This is a genomic window from Escherichia sp. AM3 (assembly GCF_032029835.1).
Taxonomy (GTDB): Bacteria; Pseudomonadota; Gammaproteobacteria; order Enterobacterales; family Enterobacteriaceae; genus Escherichia; species Escherichia coli.
In genome coordinates, this window is record NZ_JAVUPQ010000002.1 from 142933 (window position 1) to 158287 (window position 15355).

11 protein-coding genes and 1 tRNA gene are annotated in these 15355 nt (G+C 48.2%); 5 read left to right on the plus strand and 7 right to left on the minus strand.

The window, feature by feature from the left end:
* Positions 1-12: 12 nt before the first annotated feature.
* The 6 genes from yfcU to RTW80_RS01850 all read right to left on the minus strand — a co-directional run bounded on the left by yfcU (position 13) and on the right by RTW80_RS01850 (position 8581).
* Positions 13-2655, minus strand: coding sequence for a fimbrial usher protein YfcU (gene yfcU, locus RTW80_RS01825; RefSeq protein WP_001315754.1), 2643 nt, complete (start codon positions 2653-2655; stop codon positions 13-15).
* Between the two features lie 81 nt (positions 2656-2736).
* On the minus strand, positions 2737-3300 hold the full coding sequence (locus RTW80_RS01830; RefSeq protein WP_000033328.1) for a fimbrial protein: 564 nt from the start codon (positions 3298-3300) through the stop codon (positions 2737-2739).
* A gap of 674 nt (positions 3301-3974) precedes the next feature.
* Complete coding sequence (gene sixA / locus RTW80_RS01835) at positions 3975-4460, minus strand: phosphohistidine phosphatase SixA (protein ID WP_001195819.1); 486 nt, start codon at positions 4458-4460, stop codon at positions 3975-3977.
* 202 nt (positions 4461-4662) lie between these two features.
* Positions 4663-6807 (minus strand): fatty acid oxidation complex subunit alpha FadJ, encoded by a 2145-nt coding sequence (gene fadJ, locus RTW80_RS01840; protein WP_000426154.1) that lies wholly within the window; start codon positions 6805-6807, stop codon positions 4663-4665.
* Positions 6807-8117: an acetyl-CoA C-acyltransferase FadI gene (gene fadI / locus RTW80_RS01845; protein WP_000531990.1), complete on the minus strand. Its 1311-nt coding sequence runs from the start codon at positions 8115-8117 to the stop codon at positions 6807-6809. The genes fadJ and fadI overlap by 1 nt, the downstream gene beginning before the upstream one ends.
* Positions 8118-8296: 179 nt before the next feature.
* Positions 8297-8581, minus strand: coding sequence for a YfcZ/YiiS family protein (locus tag RTW80_RS01850; RefSeq protein WP_000030901.1), 285 nt, complete (start codon positions 8579-8581; stop codon positions 8297-8299).
* A 371-nt stretch (positions 8582-8952) separates the two neighbouring features.
* On the opposite strand from RTW80_RS01850, the gene fadL reads away from it, so the two are divergent.
* On the plus strand, positions 8953-10293 hold the full coding sequence (gene fadL / locus RTW80_RS01855; RefSeq protein ID WP_001296861.1) for a long-chain fatty acid transporter FadL: 1341 nt from the start codon (positions 8953-8955) through the stop codon (positions 10291-10293).
* A gap of 366 nt (positions 10294-10659) precedes the next feature.
* Entirely contained in the window at positions 10660-11718 is a 1059-nt protein-coding gene (gene yfdF, locus RTW80_RS01860) for a protein YfdF (protein ID WP_312718246.1), read from the plus strand.
* A gap of 181 nt (positions 11719-11899) precedes the next feature.
* On the opposite strand, the gene mlaA is transcribed toward yfdF, so the two are convergent.
* Positions 11900-12655 carry a phospholipid-binding lipoprotein MlaA gene (gene mlaA, locus RTW80_RS01865; RefSeq protein WP_000776768.1) on the minus strand — a complete coding sequence of 252 codons (756 nt, stop codon included), beginning with the start codon at positions 12653-12655 and terminating at the stop codon, positions 11900-11902.
* Between the two features lie 293 nt (positions 12656-12948).
* On the opposite strand from mlaA, the gene RTW80_RS01870 reads away from it, so the two are divergent.
* The 3 genes from RTW80_RS01870 to intS all read left to right on the plus strand — a co-directional run bounded on the left by RTW80_RS01870 (position 12949) and on the right by intS (position 15353).
* The gene (locus tag RTW80_RS01870) at positions 12949-13881 is read left to right on the plus strand and encodes a formate/nitrite transporter family protein (RefSeq protein WP_000368131.1); all 933 of its coding nucleotides are present in this window, start codon (positions 12949-12951) and stop codon (positions 13879-13881) included.
* A gap of 75 nt (positions 13882-13956) precedes the next feature.
* Positions 13957-14031: transfer RNA gene (locus RTW80_RS01875), tRNA-Arg, on the plus strand.
* A 161-nt stretch (positions 14032-14192) separates the two neighbouring features.
* On the plus strand, positions 14193-15353 hold the full coding sequence (intS, locus tag RTW80_RS01880) for a prophage integrase IntS (protein ID WP_312718277.1): 1161 nt from the start codon (positions 14193-14195) through the stop codon (positions 15351-15353).
* Positions 15354-15355: the final 2 nt, after the last annotated feature.

A 15355-nucleotide genomic window follows, 5' to 3' on the forward strand; every position in this document is an offset into this window, starting at 1 on the left:
TCCTTAATCACGTTACTGGTTTACTGAAATTGAAGTCGGAGGTTCCGTTGGCGTCACCCGCTGTGTCTGTTCCTGAATCGCCGGTTTGACCGCCGGCGAAGTGATAGGTGCTACATTGCCTTTATGCTGGCATGGCAGTAACAAGCCGTTAAACAGATCGGCAGGCAGCGGGTCCGGCAGGTTGATATCGCAATGCGCAACACCACTCCAGAACACACTCATGTGTTCGCCAGGTTTCACCCCAGCCAGATAAACATTGCCGTCATCATCGACAAGGCCCACTGTCTGCTCGTTATCATTTTTTACTTCTGCGCCAAACGGAGGATGGCTGCCGTCGCTCAGGCGCAGCACCGCCATCGCTTTTTGTCCGCTAATGACAGCAAATTTACGGTAGCCAATGGCACCTTCAGTTAGCGTGGCTTGCACCACCGACTGGGTTGCTTCAGCGTTTTCAGGCAATCTGTTGAGGTCGATATACGCCTGATTGCGGTAATAGTTATTGACGTCAGAAACGACGGCTTTACCAAACATATTGGTATAAACAGCAGCCCCGTTACCTTCCACCGGAACATCGGCAACGCCATCGGCATCAATCAACAAGCGTGTCCCGCCCATATTCTGGGTACGGTGAAGTGCGCCACCGTGGGCAGTAAGCGTTGCGCCGCCCTGTAACGACAGGCCCGCAGAGGTGTATTGCCCTTCATGGTAGTTCGCACTGAGGTCAACCTGCGCCAGCGAACCATCATGGCTGTAATAGCCGTCAACGCTGGTGTGTTTGTCACTGGTGCCGACGTTCAACTGATAGTGAGTCGCGTCATCGACACGGCTGAAATAACCGACCTGACTGCTGTCCGTCCCACTGCCATAGTTACCGTTATAGCTAACGGTACTGTTGTCGCCCCACGGCATACTGAGCGAAATGTACATGCCTTTGTCGGCCTGGTTGTCATACTCGTAACGGTAGCCAGTCATCGAGATGCTGACATTACGAATACTGCCCATATTGAAATAGTGCGAGAGCATGATGTTGTAGTTTGTCTGCTCCTCGCGATCCCAGTAGGTATGGCGGGTATAGTTGAGATAAACCGAAACACCCGCATCGCGGAAGTTCTGGTTATAAGTGGCGGTGTACATCTCTTTGTCGTTGCCCGTGCGTACCATTCCGCTGTCACTGGCATCCAGATACTCGCTCATGGTCATAAAGTTCTCTTCCGAGAAGCGATATCCAGCAAAAGTAACGCGGCTGTTGAGCTGGTCAAAGTCTTTGGAATAACTCACACGGAAGGAGTTACCGTCCAGCGAACCTTTGCCATAAGCGGTGTCTTTATCCAGTTTGGTGTGCGAGTGAGTAACATCAAACGCGACCGCGCCGAATGTAGACAAATCGCGACCGACGCCAAGCGCCGCAGACTGATAGTTTTCATCTCCCAGTGCGCCGCCATATAACGACCAGCCGTTAGCGATCCCCCAGGAAGCTTCAGCACCAGAAAAAAATTCACCCTCGACATGGTGTCCCCACTCTTGCGGACGGCCCATCATGATCTTATAGCGAACCTGACCTGGGCGAGTGAGGTATGGCATCGAGGCGGTGCTGATGTCATATTCCTGCACCTGGCCGTTCTGTTCTTCAATGCGAATATGCAACGTACCGGAGACAGAATCACCAAGATCCTGAATACGAAACGGTCCAGCCGGAACCTGCGTTTCGTAAATCACACGCCCCATCTGGCTGACGGTCACTTTTGCTGTGGTGTGTGCCACGCCGGAAATGTCTGGCGCGTAGCCGCGCAGATTGGGAGGCAACATTTGATCGTCAGTACTGACACTGCCACCAACATAGTTAAAACCATCAAAAATATCGGATCTGAGGTAATCCTCGCCCAGCGCCAGTTTGGCTTTTAATGATGGTAACGCCCGCCAGGCATAGTAGCGACTCCACTCCCATTTTTTTTGAGTTTCATCGCCGCTGAATTCATCGTCATCATTACTGCGAGTATGTTGATAGTTAGTCTGCCAGTCAGCACGCATACGCCACGGCCCCAGGTTAACCCCGACCGTCCCGTTGCCGCTGATCTCGTTACTATCATCACCGCCATTTTCTTCGTGCCGGGTTTGTGCGTTGATGCTGTAGTCCGCGACGATCCCGGAGATGCCGTCATCCCAACGTGAAGGCGGATCCCAGTCGGGGTAAGTATATTCGAGGTAAGCCTGTGGCAGTGAAATGACTAATGCGGACTGGCTTAAATCAGCCTTAATTTCCATGCCTTCCAGTTGACCGGATTTCAGGCATTTAGCATCGTGGCTCCATTGCAGATTTTTCGCCACGTCTTCTTTTAAACCAAACTGCGCTACCAGTTCCGGTGTCAGACAAGCATAGCTTTTGCTCGCGTCATCTTCACCAGCATACCAGTAAATATCGTACTCTTCCGCCAATGGCTGTTTATTTAGTTGAACCTGTAAATTGTATTTTCCGGGCTCAACATATCCCTGGCTGGAAAAACGCTTCAGATCAATTTTTGTGTCGCCTTTTAATTCCAGAAAACGGGAATCAAACTGAATGTCGTCTTCAGCCCAGACACTGCTATAACTCCCTGACATTGCCAGCGCAATGCACCACGGAAGAATCCGTAATCGAAAAAGAGAATGGTCAGGCATACACGTTTCTATCCGTTTTTATTCTTGTTCGGTCAAAATCCATTTAAATCCCCCATAGCAGTGTCGCTATGGGGGTATGCCTTACAGGTAAGTAATCTGGAAGGTGGTATTTGCTTCGAAATTACCCAGATCTGGCGCATCAGCTGCGCCGACCAGCCAGGCTTTAAAGTTCAGTGTCTGCTTCGCTTTGCCTTTATTGGTAGAAGTGTCTTTCACTATTTTCTGGTCAATACCCATGCCGCTTTTGTAAGAGGTACCCAGAGAGTCACCGATCGCCAGGCTAACATTGTTAAATGCCGCACCGGTATCGGTATTGAAAATGGTGTAATAATTGCCGCTATTTGCAGAAGAAACGGTACCAGTAAAGGTAGTGGTCATTGTTTCCTGAGTATCAAATACGCAATCTTGCAGACGAATCTGGAAACTTTTCGGCGTGGTGGTGCCGTTATTTTTCAGTTTTTCGGCACCGATATCACCCATATCAACTTCCAGTTTGTGATCGTCCGGAACGATAGAACACACTGAGTCTTCAATGGTGCCGTAAAAACGTGCAGTACCGTTGTTACCCGCAGCGATTGTTGCCGTAGAGGTGAACACGCCCATCACCATTGCCGCAGCAATAGCTGTTTTAACAAACTTACTCATTATTTGTCCTTAAACTATAAATAATTAAAAATATAAACATTGCAATACATTGATTCAGTCAATAGCCAATGTTTATACCCAGCCATTGAATACGGCATGCGATCCAAAAAGAACAGGTCGTAGAAAATTGTATTCGTTGGTGTGGGGCCGCATAGTGATGTTTCCACACCCCTGATGCAATTTAATTTTACTAAAGAGTAAATGTAGATTTAATTAATATATTGACAGAAGAAAGGTTATCTTAAGGACATCCTTAAAAAATACGGAATAAGTATTTAGAAAAAATAGAAAGTATATCAATAATGAATATCAACAGCTTAAAAAACAAACAATGAACATATAATGCGATTGGCATTTATCCACTTTTGACAATATAATATATAAACACTATAGCCAGAATTTAATCAAGTTTCAATTACATCCTGCCTGATTATTCAACTCTATTATCTGTATTAATAAATGACAATGAGTGTCAAACAGACATTATTCATTTCAACATGTAACTTTGGGCAAAATCAAGATACGCGCAGAAGAATAATTTCCGAATGAATGTAGAAAGTGTTTTATTTATAGATAAGGAGAGTCTTCGATAGTAGTGAGGTTGACAGATATCCGCTGCCTGATGAGCAATTATGCCCAATGAATCTACCTCATTGGGCATAATTTGGAACACATCAGATAGCTTTTGCCATCTTCAGATTACACGGGCTCATCTGCCAGTTGAATGTACCGTTTCCGCTTTCATCAAGCGTTACGCTGGCAATGGCCGAGGTGGTAAACATAGGCGGCGTTTCGCCCGGACATAACTCGGCAACCAGATACCCGACTAACGGTAAGTGAGAGATCACCAGTACCGAAGCAACACCTTCATTGGTCAACGCCTGCAAATAGGCACTGACCAGACCAACATCGCCGCAGGGCGTTAACTCCGGCAGAACTTCTGCACTGGAAGGCAGGTTCAGACAATCCCCTACTTCTTCCAGTGTTTGCTCGGCTCGCAGGAACGGGCTCACCAGAACGCGTTCGATTTCCACTTTTTGACCTTTCAGCCAGTTCGCCATCAGGCGAGATTCGTCACAACCATTAGTGGTCAGAGGACGAACGGAATCACTGGCGGCATCGAGGGCTGCGTCGCCGTGACGCATGATAAAAACTTGCATATTGCACCGCTTTTGTTAACCAGATTCGCCCGTTTTCTTTCATCTGAAACCAGAGAAAGAAAACGGTGGCCGGCATTGTGCCTTATCCATTCACCGAATGAAACGCTGTTTTTTACCTCAATGGCGTAAGTATAGTCAATATGCGTTTACATTTTGACCAACACTCCGCCATTCAGCGCGGATTCATATAGCTTTGACCTTCTTATTGCAGGTCAGTTGCAGTTGTTTTCCAAAAACTTTCCCCACGCGCGCCCATCTCGACCAAACGCTCGCAAGGGGTAAAACGGGAACCATACTGCGTGGCAAGTCGTTGCATTATTGCAACCACTTCGCCCGCGCCGAGAGAATCGATATAGCGGAACGGTCCACCGAGAAATGGCGGAAAACCAATGCCAAATACCGCACCAATATCCCCGTCACGCACGCTACGGATAACCTGCTCATCAACACAACGTACTGCTTCATTCAGCATCAACATCACACACCGTTCAGCAACCTGCGGTGCGGAGAGTCGCCCCTGCCCTTGTGCGCCAATGAGCGGGTAAATGGCGGGATCGACCTGTTTTTTGCTTTTACGCCCTTTCTGACCATAAAGATAGAAACCCCGACCATTTTTTCTGCCTTTGCGATCGTCGTTCAAAATTGAAGAAACAACATTTGCAGGCGCGCTAAAACGTTCTCCATAAGCGGCTTCCAGTACAGGAATAATTTTAGTCCCGGTGTCGATTCCTACCTCATCCAAAAGTTGGATTGGACCTACCGGAAAACCAAATTTCACTAACGCGGCATCAATGTGCTCTACCCGTTCACCTTCGGTCAGCATGCGGATAGCTTCATTAATGTAAGGCGCTAAGATGCGATTGACGTAAAACCCGGCTTTGTCACGCACGACAATGGGCGTTTTGCCCTGTTTTTTCGCCAGTTTTACCGTAGTGGCGATGGTTTGCGCTGATGTACCCGCATGAGGAATAATCTCCACCAGCGGCATTTTTTCCACCGGACTGAAGAAATGCAGGCCGATAACTTGCTCAGGTCGCGTGGCGTGAGCGGCGATATCACCAATCGGTAAAGATGACGTATTCGAAGCAAAGATGGTATGAGCGGCGCTATTTTGCTCAACTTCCGCCACCATCTGTTGTTTCAATTCGAGATTTTCAAACACCGCTTCAATAATCAGATCGCGATGGGCAAAGCCGCGATAGTCCGTCGTTCCGGAGATTAATGCCAGCTGTTTGTCACGTTCGCTGGCTTTGAGATGACGACGGCGAACTTTGCCCTCCAGCTGATCCCAACTGTACTTCAGCGCATGATTTATGCCCTGCGGGTTGATATCTTTAATTCTGACCGGAAGCCCCGCTTTACAAGCAGTGACATAAGCAATACCGCCGCCCATCAAGCCACCACCTAAAATTCCCACGCTGTTTAATGGCGCAGGCGGTGCATCACTACCGGGATCTTTCTTCACGTCCGTACTGGCAAAAAAGATACTACGCAGCGCCTGCGATTGTGGCGTCATCGCCAGTTCGCCAAACGCCCGAGCTTCGGCGTCATAACCGCTGCTGGTGCCCTGCGCTAATCCCGTTTCAACAACCTCCAGGATGCGTTCTGTCGCCGGATAATTGCCTTGAGTTTTGTGTTCTGTTTTCTTGCCGACCATTTTGAACAGCAGCGCACGACCTAACGGCCCCGCCAGAATACGCTCGCGTACAGGTAGAGGGCGGGAAGATGGGCGATCCTTCTTCGCCAGCTCAACAGCGGCTTCCAGCAAAATGGAGTGCGGAACAACGTCATCCACCAGCCCCAGCTTTAATGCCTGTTTCGCCCGAAGTTGTTTTCCGGTGAGAATCATCTCTAATGCTGTACTGACGCCTATCAGACGCGGTAAACGCTGGGTGCCGCCTGAACCGGGTAACAATCCAAGTTGTACTTCAGGCAAACCGAGCACCGTTTTAGGATCGTCAGTACAAACGCGACCGTGGCACGCCAGCGCCAGCTCCAGCCCACCGCCCAGGCAAGCGCCATGAATAGCCGCGATAACCGGAATGGGCAAAGCATGAATCTCCGCCATCAACTGTTGGCCCTGCCGCGCCAGTGCTTCCGCTTCTTGCGCCGTTTTGCAGTTGCCGATCATGTTGATGTCTGCGCCAGCAATGAAGTTGTCCGGTTTAGCGGAGACAAACACCACGCCTCGCAACTCTTTGTTTTCACGGAGTTGCTTAATAATGGCGCGCACCTGCGAGGCAAACTCCGCCTTCAGGGTATTCATTTTCTCACCCGGTACGTCGATGGTGATAACGGCAATGTTGTCCAGACGAACATTAAGGGTAAACGCTGATGTCATTTCCATTATTCCGCCTCCAGAACCATTGCCGCGCCAAGCCCACCGGCAGCACAGGCGGTAACTAAACCAAATCCACCGCCGCGACGGTGAAGTTCATGCAATGTCTGGGTAATCATCCGCGCGCCGGTCGCCGCGAAGGGATGCCCGTAAGCAATCGAACCGCCAAGCACGTTAAATTTGCTATCGTCCACTTCGCCAGTGGCATGTGCACGCCCCAGTACTTCACGAGCAAAACGTTCGCTGCCCAGCAACTGAATATTCGCCAGTGTCTGAGCGGCAAAGGCTTCGTGCATATCGATCAATGTCAGATCGCTCATCGTCAAACCGGCACGCTCCAGCGCCAGCGGTGTTGACCAGGCCGGACCGAGCAACATGTCCTGCCAGACATCAATCGCAGTAAATGCGTAGCTGCGCAGATACCCCAGCGGCACCAGCCCTAATTCTTTCGCTCGGGATTCAGTCATCAGGATCACCGCTGCCGCGCCATCGGTCAGCGGCGTACTGTTTGCCGCCGTTACCGTTCCGTGTTTACGATCAAACGCCGGACGCAGCTTTGCGTAATCGGCAAGCGAGGAATTACCGCGAATATTGTTGTCTTCGACAAGCGGTTGTTTATAAGGAGGGATAAAGGCAGTCATCACCTCTTCTTTGAGTTTTCCGTCTGACCATGCCTGAGCGGCACGCTGATGCGAACGGTGCGCTAATGCATCTTGCTGTTCTCGGGTGATGCCGTAGGTTTTCGCCATTTGTTCGGCGGTGTCGCCCATCCGCAAGCCAGTAGAATATTCTGCTACCGCAGGCGGTACGGGCATTAAGTCGCGCAAACGCAGGCGAGAGAAGAGTTTCAGGCGCTGGCTCATGGTTCGAGCTTTGTTGACATCAACCAGCACGCGCGCCAGTTTTTTACTGACGCCAATTGGCAATACGGAAGAGGAATCTGCCCCACCGGCAATCCCCGCTCGGATAGTTCCCGCCATCAGGCTTTCTGCGACGTTTGCAACCGCCTGGAAACTGGTAGCGCAAGCGCGGCTGACGCTGTAAGCATCGGTATGCACATTCATTCCGGTACCGAGAACAATTTCACGCGCAATGTTGGGGGCTTCAGGCATTTGTACGACCTGACCAAAGACCAGCTGTTCAATCACTTCAGCGGGGATCTCGCTGCGTGCCAGCAGTTCGCCTACCACCATCTTCCCTAAATCAACCGCGGGAATGCCATGAAAAGCCGTCCCCTGGCGGGCAAAAGGCGTACGTAAACCGCTAACAATGGCGATACGATCGCCCTGGCGGGTAACCAGCGGTAAAACCTGACCCATAACACTCCCCTGTAAAAAAATAAATAAAGTGGTCTGACCTGATCATAGTCTTAACCATTTTTTTACATTTAGCCAAGCGGAGAAAAAAGAAAGTGGGAGCTATGACACAGTGAAGACAGGAGAAAGAAAAGAAAACGCCCCTGCCAGCAACTGACAGGGGCGAACGTACCCGAGAGGAATTAACGCAGACCCAGCTGGAAGATCAGCATTTCAGCTTCGCAGGCAAAAGTGAAATCGATATCCAGGCGCACACCGTCAGACTCTTCAGTGAAAGTCGGGGAGATTTTGCACGGTTCGGATTCCACGCTACGGGCTTTTTCAGTCAGCGCCGCCAGCGTTTGTTCTGCTTCTGCGCGGTTTGCAAACACGCGGCTGTAAGACGCGGTGCAGTCGGAGTTGTCCATAATGGTGCCAACATCCATACAGCAGCAAACCGGGGTTTCATCAGCACTACATTTACTCATCGTTGATTTCCTCTGTATGTGCACCCAAGGTGCCAGATAAACGTTGTGGATATTTTACGCTTCCGGAAAGTGCTGCTCCAGTTGTTAATTCTGCAAAATCGGATAAGTGACCGAAATCACACTTAAAAATGATCTAAAACAAAATTCACCCGAATCCGCGAGTGCGCAACCTCCAAATTTTGCCAGCTGGATCGCGTTTCTTAGATCATATTTGAAAAAAGATGGAAACATACTTGCAACATTCCAGCTGGTCCGACCTATACTCTCGCCACTGGTCTGATTTCTAAGATGTACCTCAGACCCTACACTTCGCGCTCCTGTTACAGCACGTAACATAGTTTGTATAAAAATAAATCATTGAGGTTATGGTCATGAGCCAGAAAACCCTGTTTACAAAGTCTGCTCTCGCAGTCGCAGTGGCACTTATCTCCACCCAGGCCTGGTCGGCAGGCTTTCAGTTAAACGAATTTTCTTCCTCTGGCCTGGGCCGGGCTTATTCAGGGGAAGGCGCAATTGCCGATGATGCAGGTAACGTTAGCCGTAACCCCGCATTGATTACCATGTTTGACCGCCCGACATTTTCTGCGGGTGCGGTTTATATTGACCCGGATGTGAATATCAGCGGAACGTCTCCGTCTGGTCGTAGCCTGAAAGCCGATAACATCGCGCCTACGGCATGGGTTCCGAACATGCACTTTGTTGCACCGATTAACGACCAATTTGGTTGGGGCGCTTCTATTACCTCTAACTATGGTCTGGCAACAGAGTTTAATGATACTTATGCAGGCGGCTCTGTCGGGGGTACAACTGACCTTGAAACCATGAACCTGAACTTAAGCGGTGCGTATCGCTTAAATAATGCATGGAGCTTTGGTCTTGGTTTCAACGCCGTCTACGCTCGCGCGAAAATTGAACGTTTCGCAGGCGATCTGGGGCAGTTGGTTGCTGGTCAGATTATGCAATCTCCTGCCGGGCAAACTCCTCAAGGGCAAGCATTGGCAGCTACCGCCAACGGTATCGACAGTAATACCAAAATCGCTCATCTGAACGGTAACCAGTGGGGCTTTGGCTGGAACGCCGGAATCCTGTATGAACTGGATAAAAATAACCGCTATGCACTGACCTACCGTTCTGAAGTGAAAATTGACTTCAAAGGTAACTACAGCAGCGATCTTAATCGTGCGTTTAATAACTACGGTTTGCCAATTCCTACCGCGACAGGTGGCGCAACGCAATCGGGTTATCTGACGCTGAACCTGCCTGAAATGTGGGAAGTGTCAGGTTATAACCGTGTTGATCCACAGTGGGCGATTCACTATAGCCTGGCTTACACCAGCTGGAGTCAGTTCCAGCAGCTGAAAGCGACCTCAACCAGTGGCGACACGCTGTTCCAGAAACATGAAGGCTTTAAAGATGCTTACCGCATCGCGTTGGGTACCACTTATTACTACGATGATAACTGGACCTTCCGTACCGGTATCGCCTTTGATGACAGCCCAGTTCCGGCTCAGAATCGTTCTATCTCCATTCCGGACCAGGACCGTTTCTGGCTGAGTGCAGGTACGACTTACGCATTTAATAAAGATGCTTCAGTCGACGTTGGTGTTTCTTATATGCACGGTCAGAGCGTGAAAATTAACGAAGGCCCATACCAGTTCGAGTCTGAAGGTAAAGCCTGGCTGTTCGGTACTAACTTTAACTACGCGTTCTGATAACACGTTCGCCTGGATAAAGTCACCTGCATAGCAGGTGACTTTAACTCCCCCACTTCACCGAAAGTAGTGTCCTCATTGCTTACCTCCTGAGTTTTGCAAACAGCCTGATGGCAGCTTGCCCTTTCAAATCAATAAGCGGTATCCACAGACAAATCTGAAGGGAAAGGCATATTTTCAGGCGTTCTGCTCGTCCTTCTCAAAGAGTTTACTTTTCTGAATTTCCAGGATACTCACCCCCCCCTGGCTATTGTGCGCTCATACACTCAAATTAAAGATAGGTTCTAAATAAATGAGCGTTTTTTGATAGTCTATTTCATTAGGTAATATATATTTGTAACAAATCAATCAAAATGGAATAAAATCATGCTACCATCTATTTCAATCAACAATACCAGCGCAACTTACCCAGAATCCATTAATGAAAATAACAATGATGAAGTTAATGGATTAGTACAAGAGCTCAAAAACCTTTTTAATGGTAAGGAAGGAATAAGCACCTGTATTAAACATCTACTTGAGCTTATAAAAAACGCCATACGAGTAAACGACGATCCTTATAGATTTAATATTAATAATTCCTCAGTTACTTATATTGATATTGGCTCCAATGATACAGACCATATTACTATTGGTATCGACAACCAAGAACCAATAGAATTACCTGCGAACTATAAAGACAAAGAACTCGTCCGTACTATCATTAATGACAACATAGTTGAGAAGACTCATGATATCAATAACAAGGAAATGATCTTCAGCGCATTAAAAGAAATATATGATGGAGATCCTGGTTTTATCTTCGATAAGATATCACACAAACTCAGACATACGGTAACGGAATTTGATGAGAGCGGGAATAGCGAACCAACGGACTTATTTACCTGGTACGGTAAAGATAAAAAAGGCGACTCTCTCGCTATTGTAATTAAAAATAAAAACGGAAATGATTACTTATCTCTCGGTTACTACGATCAGGACGACTACCACATTCAAAGAGGAATTCGTATTAATGGTGATAGTCTCACCCAATATTGTAGTGAAAAAGCCAGGAATGCTTCAGCGTGGTTTGAAAGCAGTAAAGCTATCATGGCAGAATCATTTGCAACAGGTTCCGATCATCAGGTTGTAAACGAGCTCAACGGGGAAAGACTGAGAGAACCTAACGAAGTTTTTAAACGTTTAGGTCGAGCAATAAGATATAATTTTCAAGTGGACGATGCAAAATTTAGACGCGACAATGTAAAAGAAACAATTTCTAATTTATTCGCTAACAAAGTTGACGTTGACCATCCTGAAAATAAATACAAAGACTTTAAGGATCTCGAAGATAACGTTGAAAAAAGACTTCAAAATCGCCAGGCGAAATATCAAAATGAAATTAATCAACTATCTGCGTCAGGTGTTAATTTTGATGATATTTAAAATTATTTTTCCAGTTTTTTGATTTTTCAACGCCTGAATATCGGAAATAGTCAGTGACGAACATCAGTATTTTTACATCATTACGTCCGGGTCATTGTCGGTTTATCTCCTTTTACTTGTGGTAATTGAGGGATAACAACAAAAAAGGTGAGTATTGCGACTCACCTTTTTTATTTGTTTCTTATTCAGAATCAATATCTTTTAAATCATCCTGAATCGCTTGTGCGTTCGGATTTTCCTGCGGTTTGAGTTCGCCGCCATTAGCGATGAAATCATGACGCTGGAAGTACGCTTCGCGCACCATAATATAAGGATCGGACGACTGACGCAGCAGACCATCGGAATCCAGCAGCTGAGCGCGGGTTTCGATCCCTTCAAGCGTCCATTTACCCACAGACATCGGCCAGGTCAGCCAGGAAAGAACCGGGTAAAGACCATCCGCCATATCACCACCGTCATCACGCAGCGTGAAGCTACCGTAGAACGGTAACTGAACGTAAGGCCCATAACCCACGCCATAATGACCAAGCGTACTACCGAAGCGGTGAGGTTCAGTCCGTTGCAGTTTCGGGTTCGCCATCCCTGCAACATCAATAAAGCCGCCCATCCCCAAAATGGTGTTCAGGAAAAAGCGGGTAAAGTGGACCATCCCCTGATAAGGGTCGCCCTGCAAGAAGTAGTTAACCATCACCGCAGGTTCTTCAAGGTTGCCAGTAAAGTTGCTCAAACCATTACGCGCCGGTTGCGGAACATAATCACGCCAGGCGACAGCGACCGGTCGAACAATATACGGGTCTAATACGTTGAAGTTGAAGTTGTACATGGTGCGGTTGAACCCTTCTAACGGGTCAGAACGCCCTTGCTGATCTGTACCGGAACTCGCACACCCCACCAGAAGCGTAGTTCCCAGAGCAAGCGCCGACAGGCGAAGCTTCATAAATGTCTCCCTGTTTTTTTATGGCTTATGCAGTTTGCCATCCATGACGGAACGATACCGTATCCGCCTGTTTAGGTGTGGGCGATTGTAACAGCACGTCAACTGATGTCCAGACGCCCTGATTTGCTGATTTGATCATAGCCTGGTAATCGCCGCCCTGTAGGCTACTTGATTCTATAGAAACAGAAAAAGGCAAACGCAGCCTTTTCTACATTTTCAGAGTAACTCCCGCCAGTTGCGAGCAAAAAAGCCGCTACGCTTTAGCTATACGTGCTAATTCAAGAGAAGAGACCATGGACAACGACAAAATTGATCAACACAGCGACGAAATTGAAGTTGAGAGCGAAGAAAAAGAGCGCGGCAAAAAAATAGAAATAGATGAAGATCGACTCCCCTCCCGGGCGATGGCAATTCATGAGCATATCCGCCAGGATGGTGAAAAAGAGCTGGAACGCGACGCAATGGCGCTACTGTGGTCAGCCATTGCGGCGGGTTTGTCGATGGGCGCTTCGCTACTGGCAAAAGGGATATTTCATGTCGAACTGGAAGGAGTGCCAGGCAGCTTCTTACTGGAGAATCTCGGTTATACCTTTGGTTTTATTATCGTCATTATGGCCCGCCAGCAATTATTTACCGAAAACACCGTGACTGCGGTACTACCCGTCATGCAAAAACCGACAATGAGCAACGTCGGCTTACTTATGCGATTATGGGGCGTCGTGCTGCTGGGTAATATTCTCGGGACAGGTATTGCTGCATGGGCATTTGAATATATGCCTATCTTCAATGAAGAAACTCGCGATGCATTTGTCAAAATCGGCATGGATGTGATGAAGAACACCCCCAGCGAGATGTTTGCCAACGCGATCATTTCCGGCTGGCTGATCGCCACTATGGTTTGGATGTTTCCTGCTGCGGGTGCGGCAAAGATTGTGGTGATTATATTGATGACCTGGCTTATTGCACTGGGTGACACCACCCACATCGTTGTCGGTTCTGTTGAAATCCTCTATCTGGTGTTTAACGGCACGCTGCACTGGAGCGATTTCATCTGGCCCTTCGCACTACCTACTTTAGCGGGGAACATCTGCGGCGGCACCTTTATCTTCGCGTTAATGAGTCATGCACAGATTCGTAACGACATGAGCAACAAGCGTAAAGCAGAAGCACGCCAAAAAGCAGAACGTGCGGAAAACATTAAGAAAAATGATAAAAACCCAGCATAAATGGCGAGGGTTTAAGCAATCGAGCGGCAGCGTACTTACCCCGCAGTCCATTAGCGGGTATACTCATGCCGCATTGTCCTCTTAGTTAAATGGATATAACGAGCCCCTCCTAAGGGCTAATTGCAGGTTCGATTCCTGCAGGGGACACCATTTATCAGTTCGCGCCCATCCGTACCAGTCCGCAAAATCCCCTGAATATCAAGCCTTCCGTAGATTCGCAGTTCGTCATGGTTCGCGTCAGATCGTTGACAGCCGCACTCCATGACGGGTAAAAAGTGGATAAAATAATTTTACCCACCGGATTTTTACCCATGCTCACCGTTAAGCAGATTGAAGCAGCAAAGCCGAAAGAAAAACCATATCGCCTTCTCGATGGTAATGGCCTGTACCTTTATGTCCCTGTATCCGGGAAAAAGGTATGGCAGCTTCGCTACAAGATTGACGGTAAGGAGAAAATCCTGACTGTCGGAAAATATCCGCTTATGACTTTGCAGGAGGCAAGGGATAAAGCATGGACTGCGAGGAAAGACATCTCGGTTGGTATCGATCCGGTAAAGGCGAAAAAGGCTTCGTCTAACAACAATTCCTTTAGTGCGATTTACAAGGAATGGTACGAGCACAAGAAGCAAGTCTGGTCTGTAGGCTATGCAACTGAACTTGCAAAAATGTTTGATGACGACATTTTACCCATCATCGGCGGTCTTGAGATTCAGGATATTGAGCCGATGCAACTGCTGGAAGTAATCCGCAGATTTGAAGATCGCGGTGCAATGGAGCGAGCCAACAAAGCACGCAGAAGATGCGGCGAGGTTTTCCGTTACGCTATTGTCACCGGTAGGGCTAAATATAACCCGGCACCTGACCTTGCTGACGCCATGAAGGGATACCGCAAGAAGAACTTCCCGTTTCTTCCTGCAGACCAGATCCCGGCATTCAACAAAGCACTGGCAACATTTTCAGGAAGTATCGTATCGCTCATTGCCACCAAGATTTTACGCTACACTGCCCTAAGAACGAAAGAGCTTCGTTCCATGCTATGGAAGAACGTCGATTTTGAAAACAGGATTATCACCATCGACGCCAGTGTGATGAAAGGACGAAGGATCCATGTAGTACCGATGTCAGACCAGGTGGTTGAACTTCTCACTACGCTAAGCTCAATCACCAAACCAGTCTCAGAGTTTGTTTTTGCCGGGCGCAACGATAAGAAGAAGCCAATCTGCGAGAACGCGGTATTGCTTGTGATCAAACAAATCGGCTATGAAGGTCTGGAAAGCGGTCACGGATTCAGGCATGAATTCAGCACGATTATGAACGAGCACGAATGGCCTGCTGACGCTATTGAAGTGCAGCTGGCACATGCCAACGGCGGATCTGTGCGCGGTATTTACAACCATGCTCAGTATCTCGATAAGCGCAGAGAAATGATGCAGTGGTGGGCGGATTACATCGATGGTCGTGCAGGAGTGTAAGC

Coding starts and splice junctions, on each gene's coding strand:
- yfcU (WP_001315754.1), bottom strand. CDS start 2,655: ATGCCTGACCATTCTCTTTTTCGATTACGGATTCTTCCGTGGTGCATT.
- fadL (WP_001296861.1), top strand. CDS start 8,953: ATGAGCCAGAAAACCCTGTTTACAAAGTCTGCTCTCGCAGTCGCAGTG.
- intS (WP_312718277.1), top strand. CDS start 14,193: ATGCTCACCGTTAAGCAGATTGAAGCAGCAAAGCCGAAAGAAAAACCA.
- mlaA (WP_000776768.1), bottom strand. CDS start 12,655: ATGAAGCTTCGCCTGTCGGCGCTTGCTCTGGGAACTACGCTTCTGGTG.
- fadJ (WP_000426154.1), bottom strand. CDS start 6,807: ATGGAAATGACATCAGCGTTTACCCTTAATGTTCGTCTGGACAACATT.
- RTW80_RS01830 (WP_000033328.1), bottom strand. CDS start 3,300: ATGAGTAAGTTTGTTAAAACAGCTATTGCTGCGGCAATGGTGATGGGC.
- sixA (WP_001195819.1), bottom strand. CDS start 4,460: ATGCAAGTTTTTATCATGCGTCACGGCGACGCAGCCCTCGATGCCGCC.
- fadI (WP_000531990.1), bottom strand. CDS start 8,117: ATGGGTCAGGTTTTACCGCTGGTTACCCGCCAGGGCGATCGTATCGCC.
- yfdF (WP_312718246.1), top strand. CDS start 10,660: ATGCTACCATCTATTTCAATCAACAATACCAGCGCAACTTACCCAGAA.
- RTW80_RS01870 (WP_000368131.1), top strand. CDS start 12,949: ATGGACAACGACAAAATTGATCAACACAGCGACGAAATTGAAGTTGAG.
- RTW80_RS01850 (WP_000030901.1), bottom strand. CDS start 8,581: ATGAGTAAATGTAGTGCTGATGAAACCCCGGTTTGCTGCTGTATGGAT.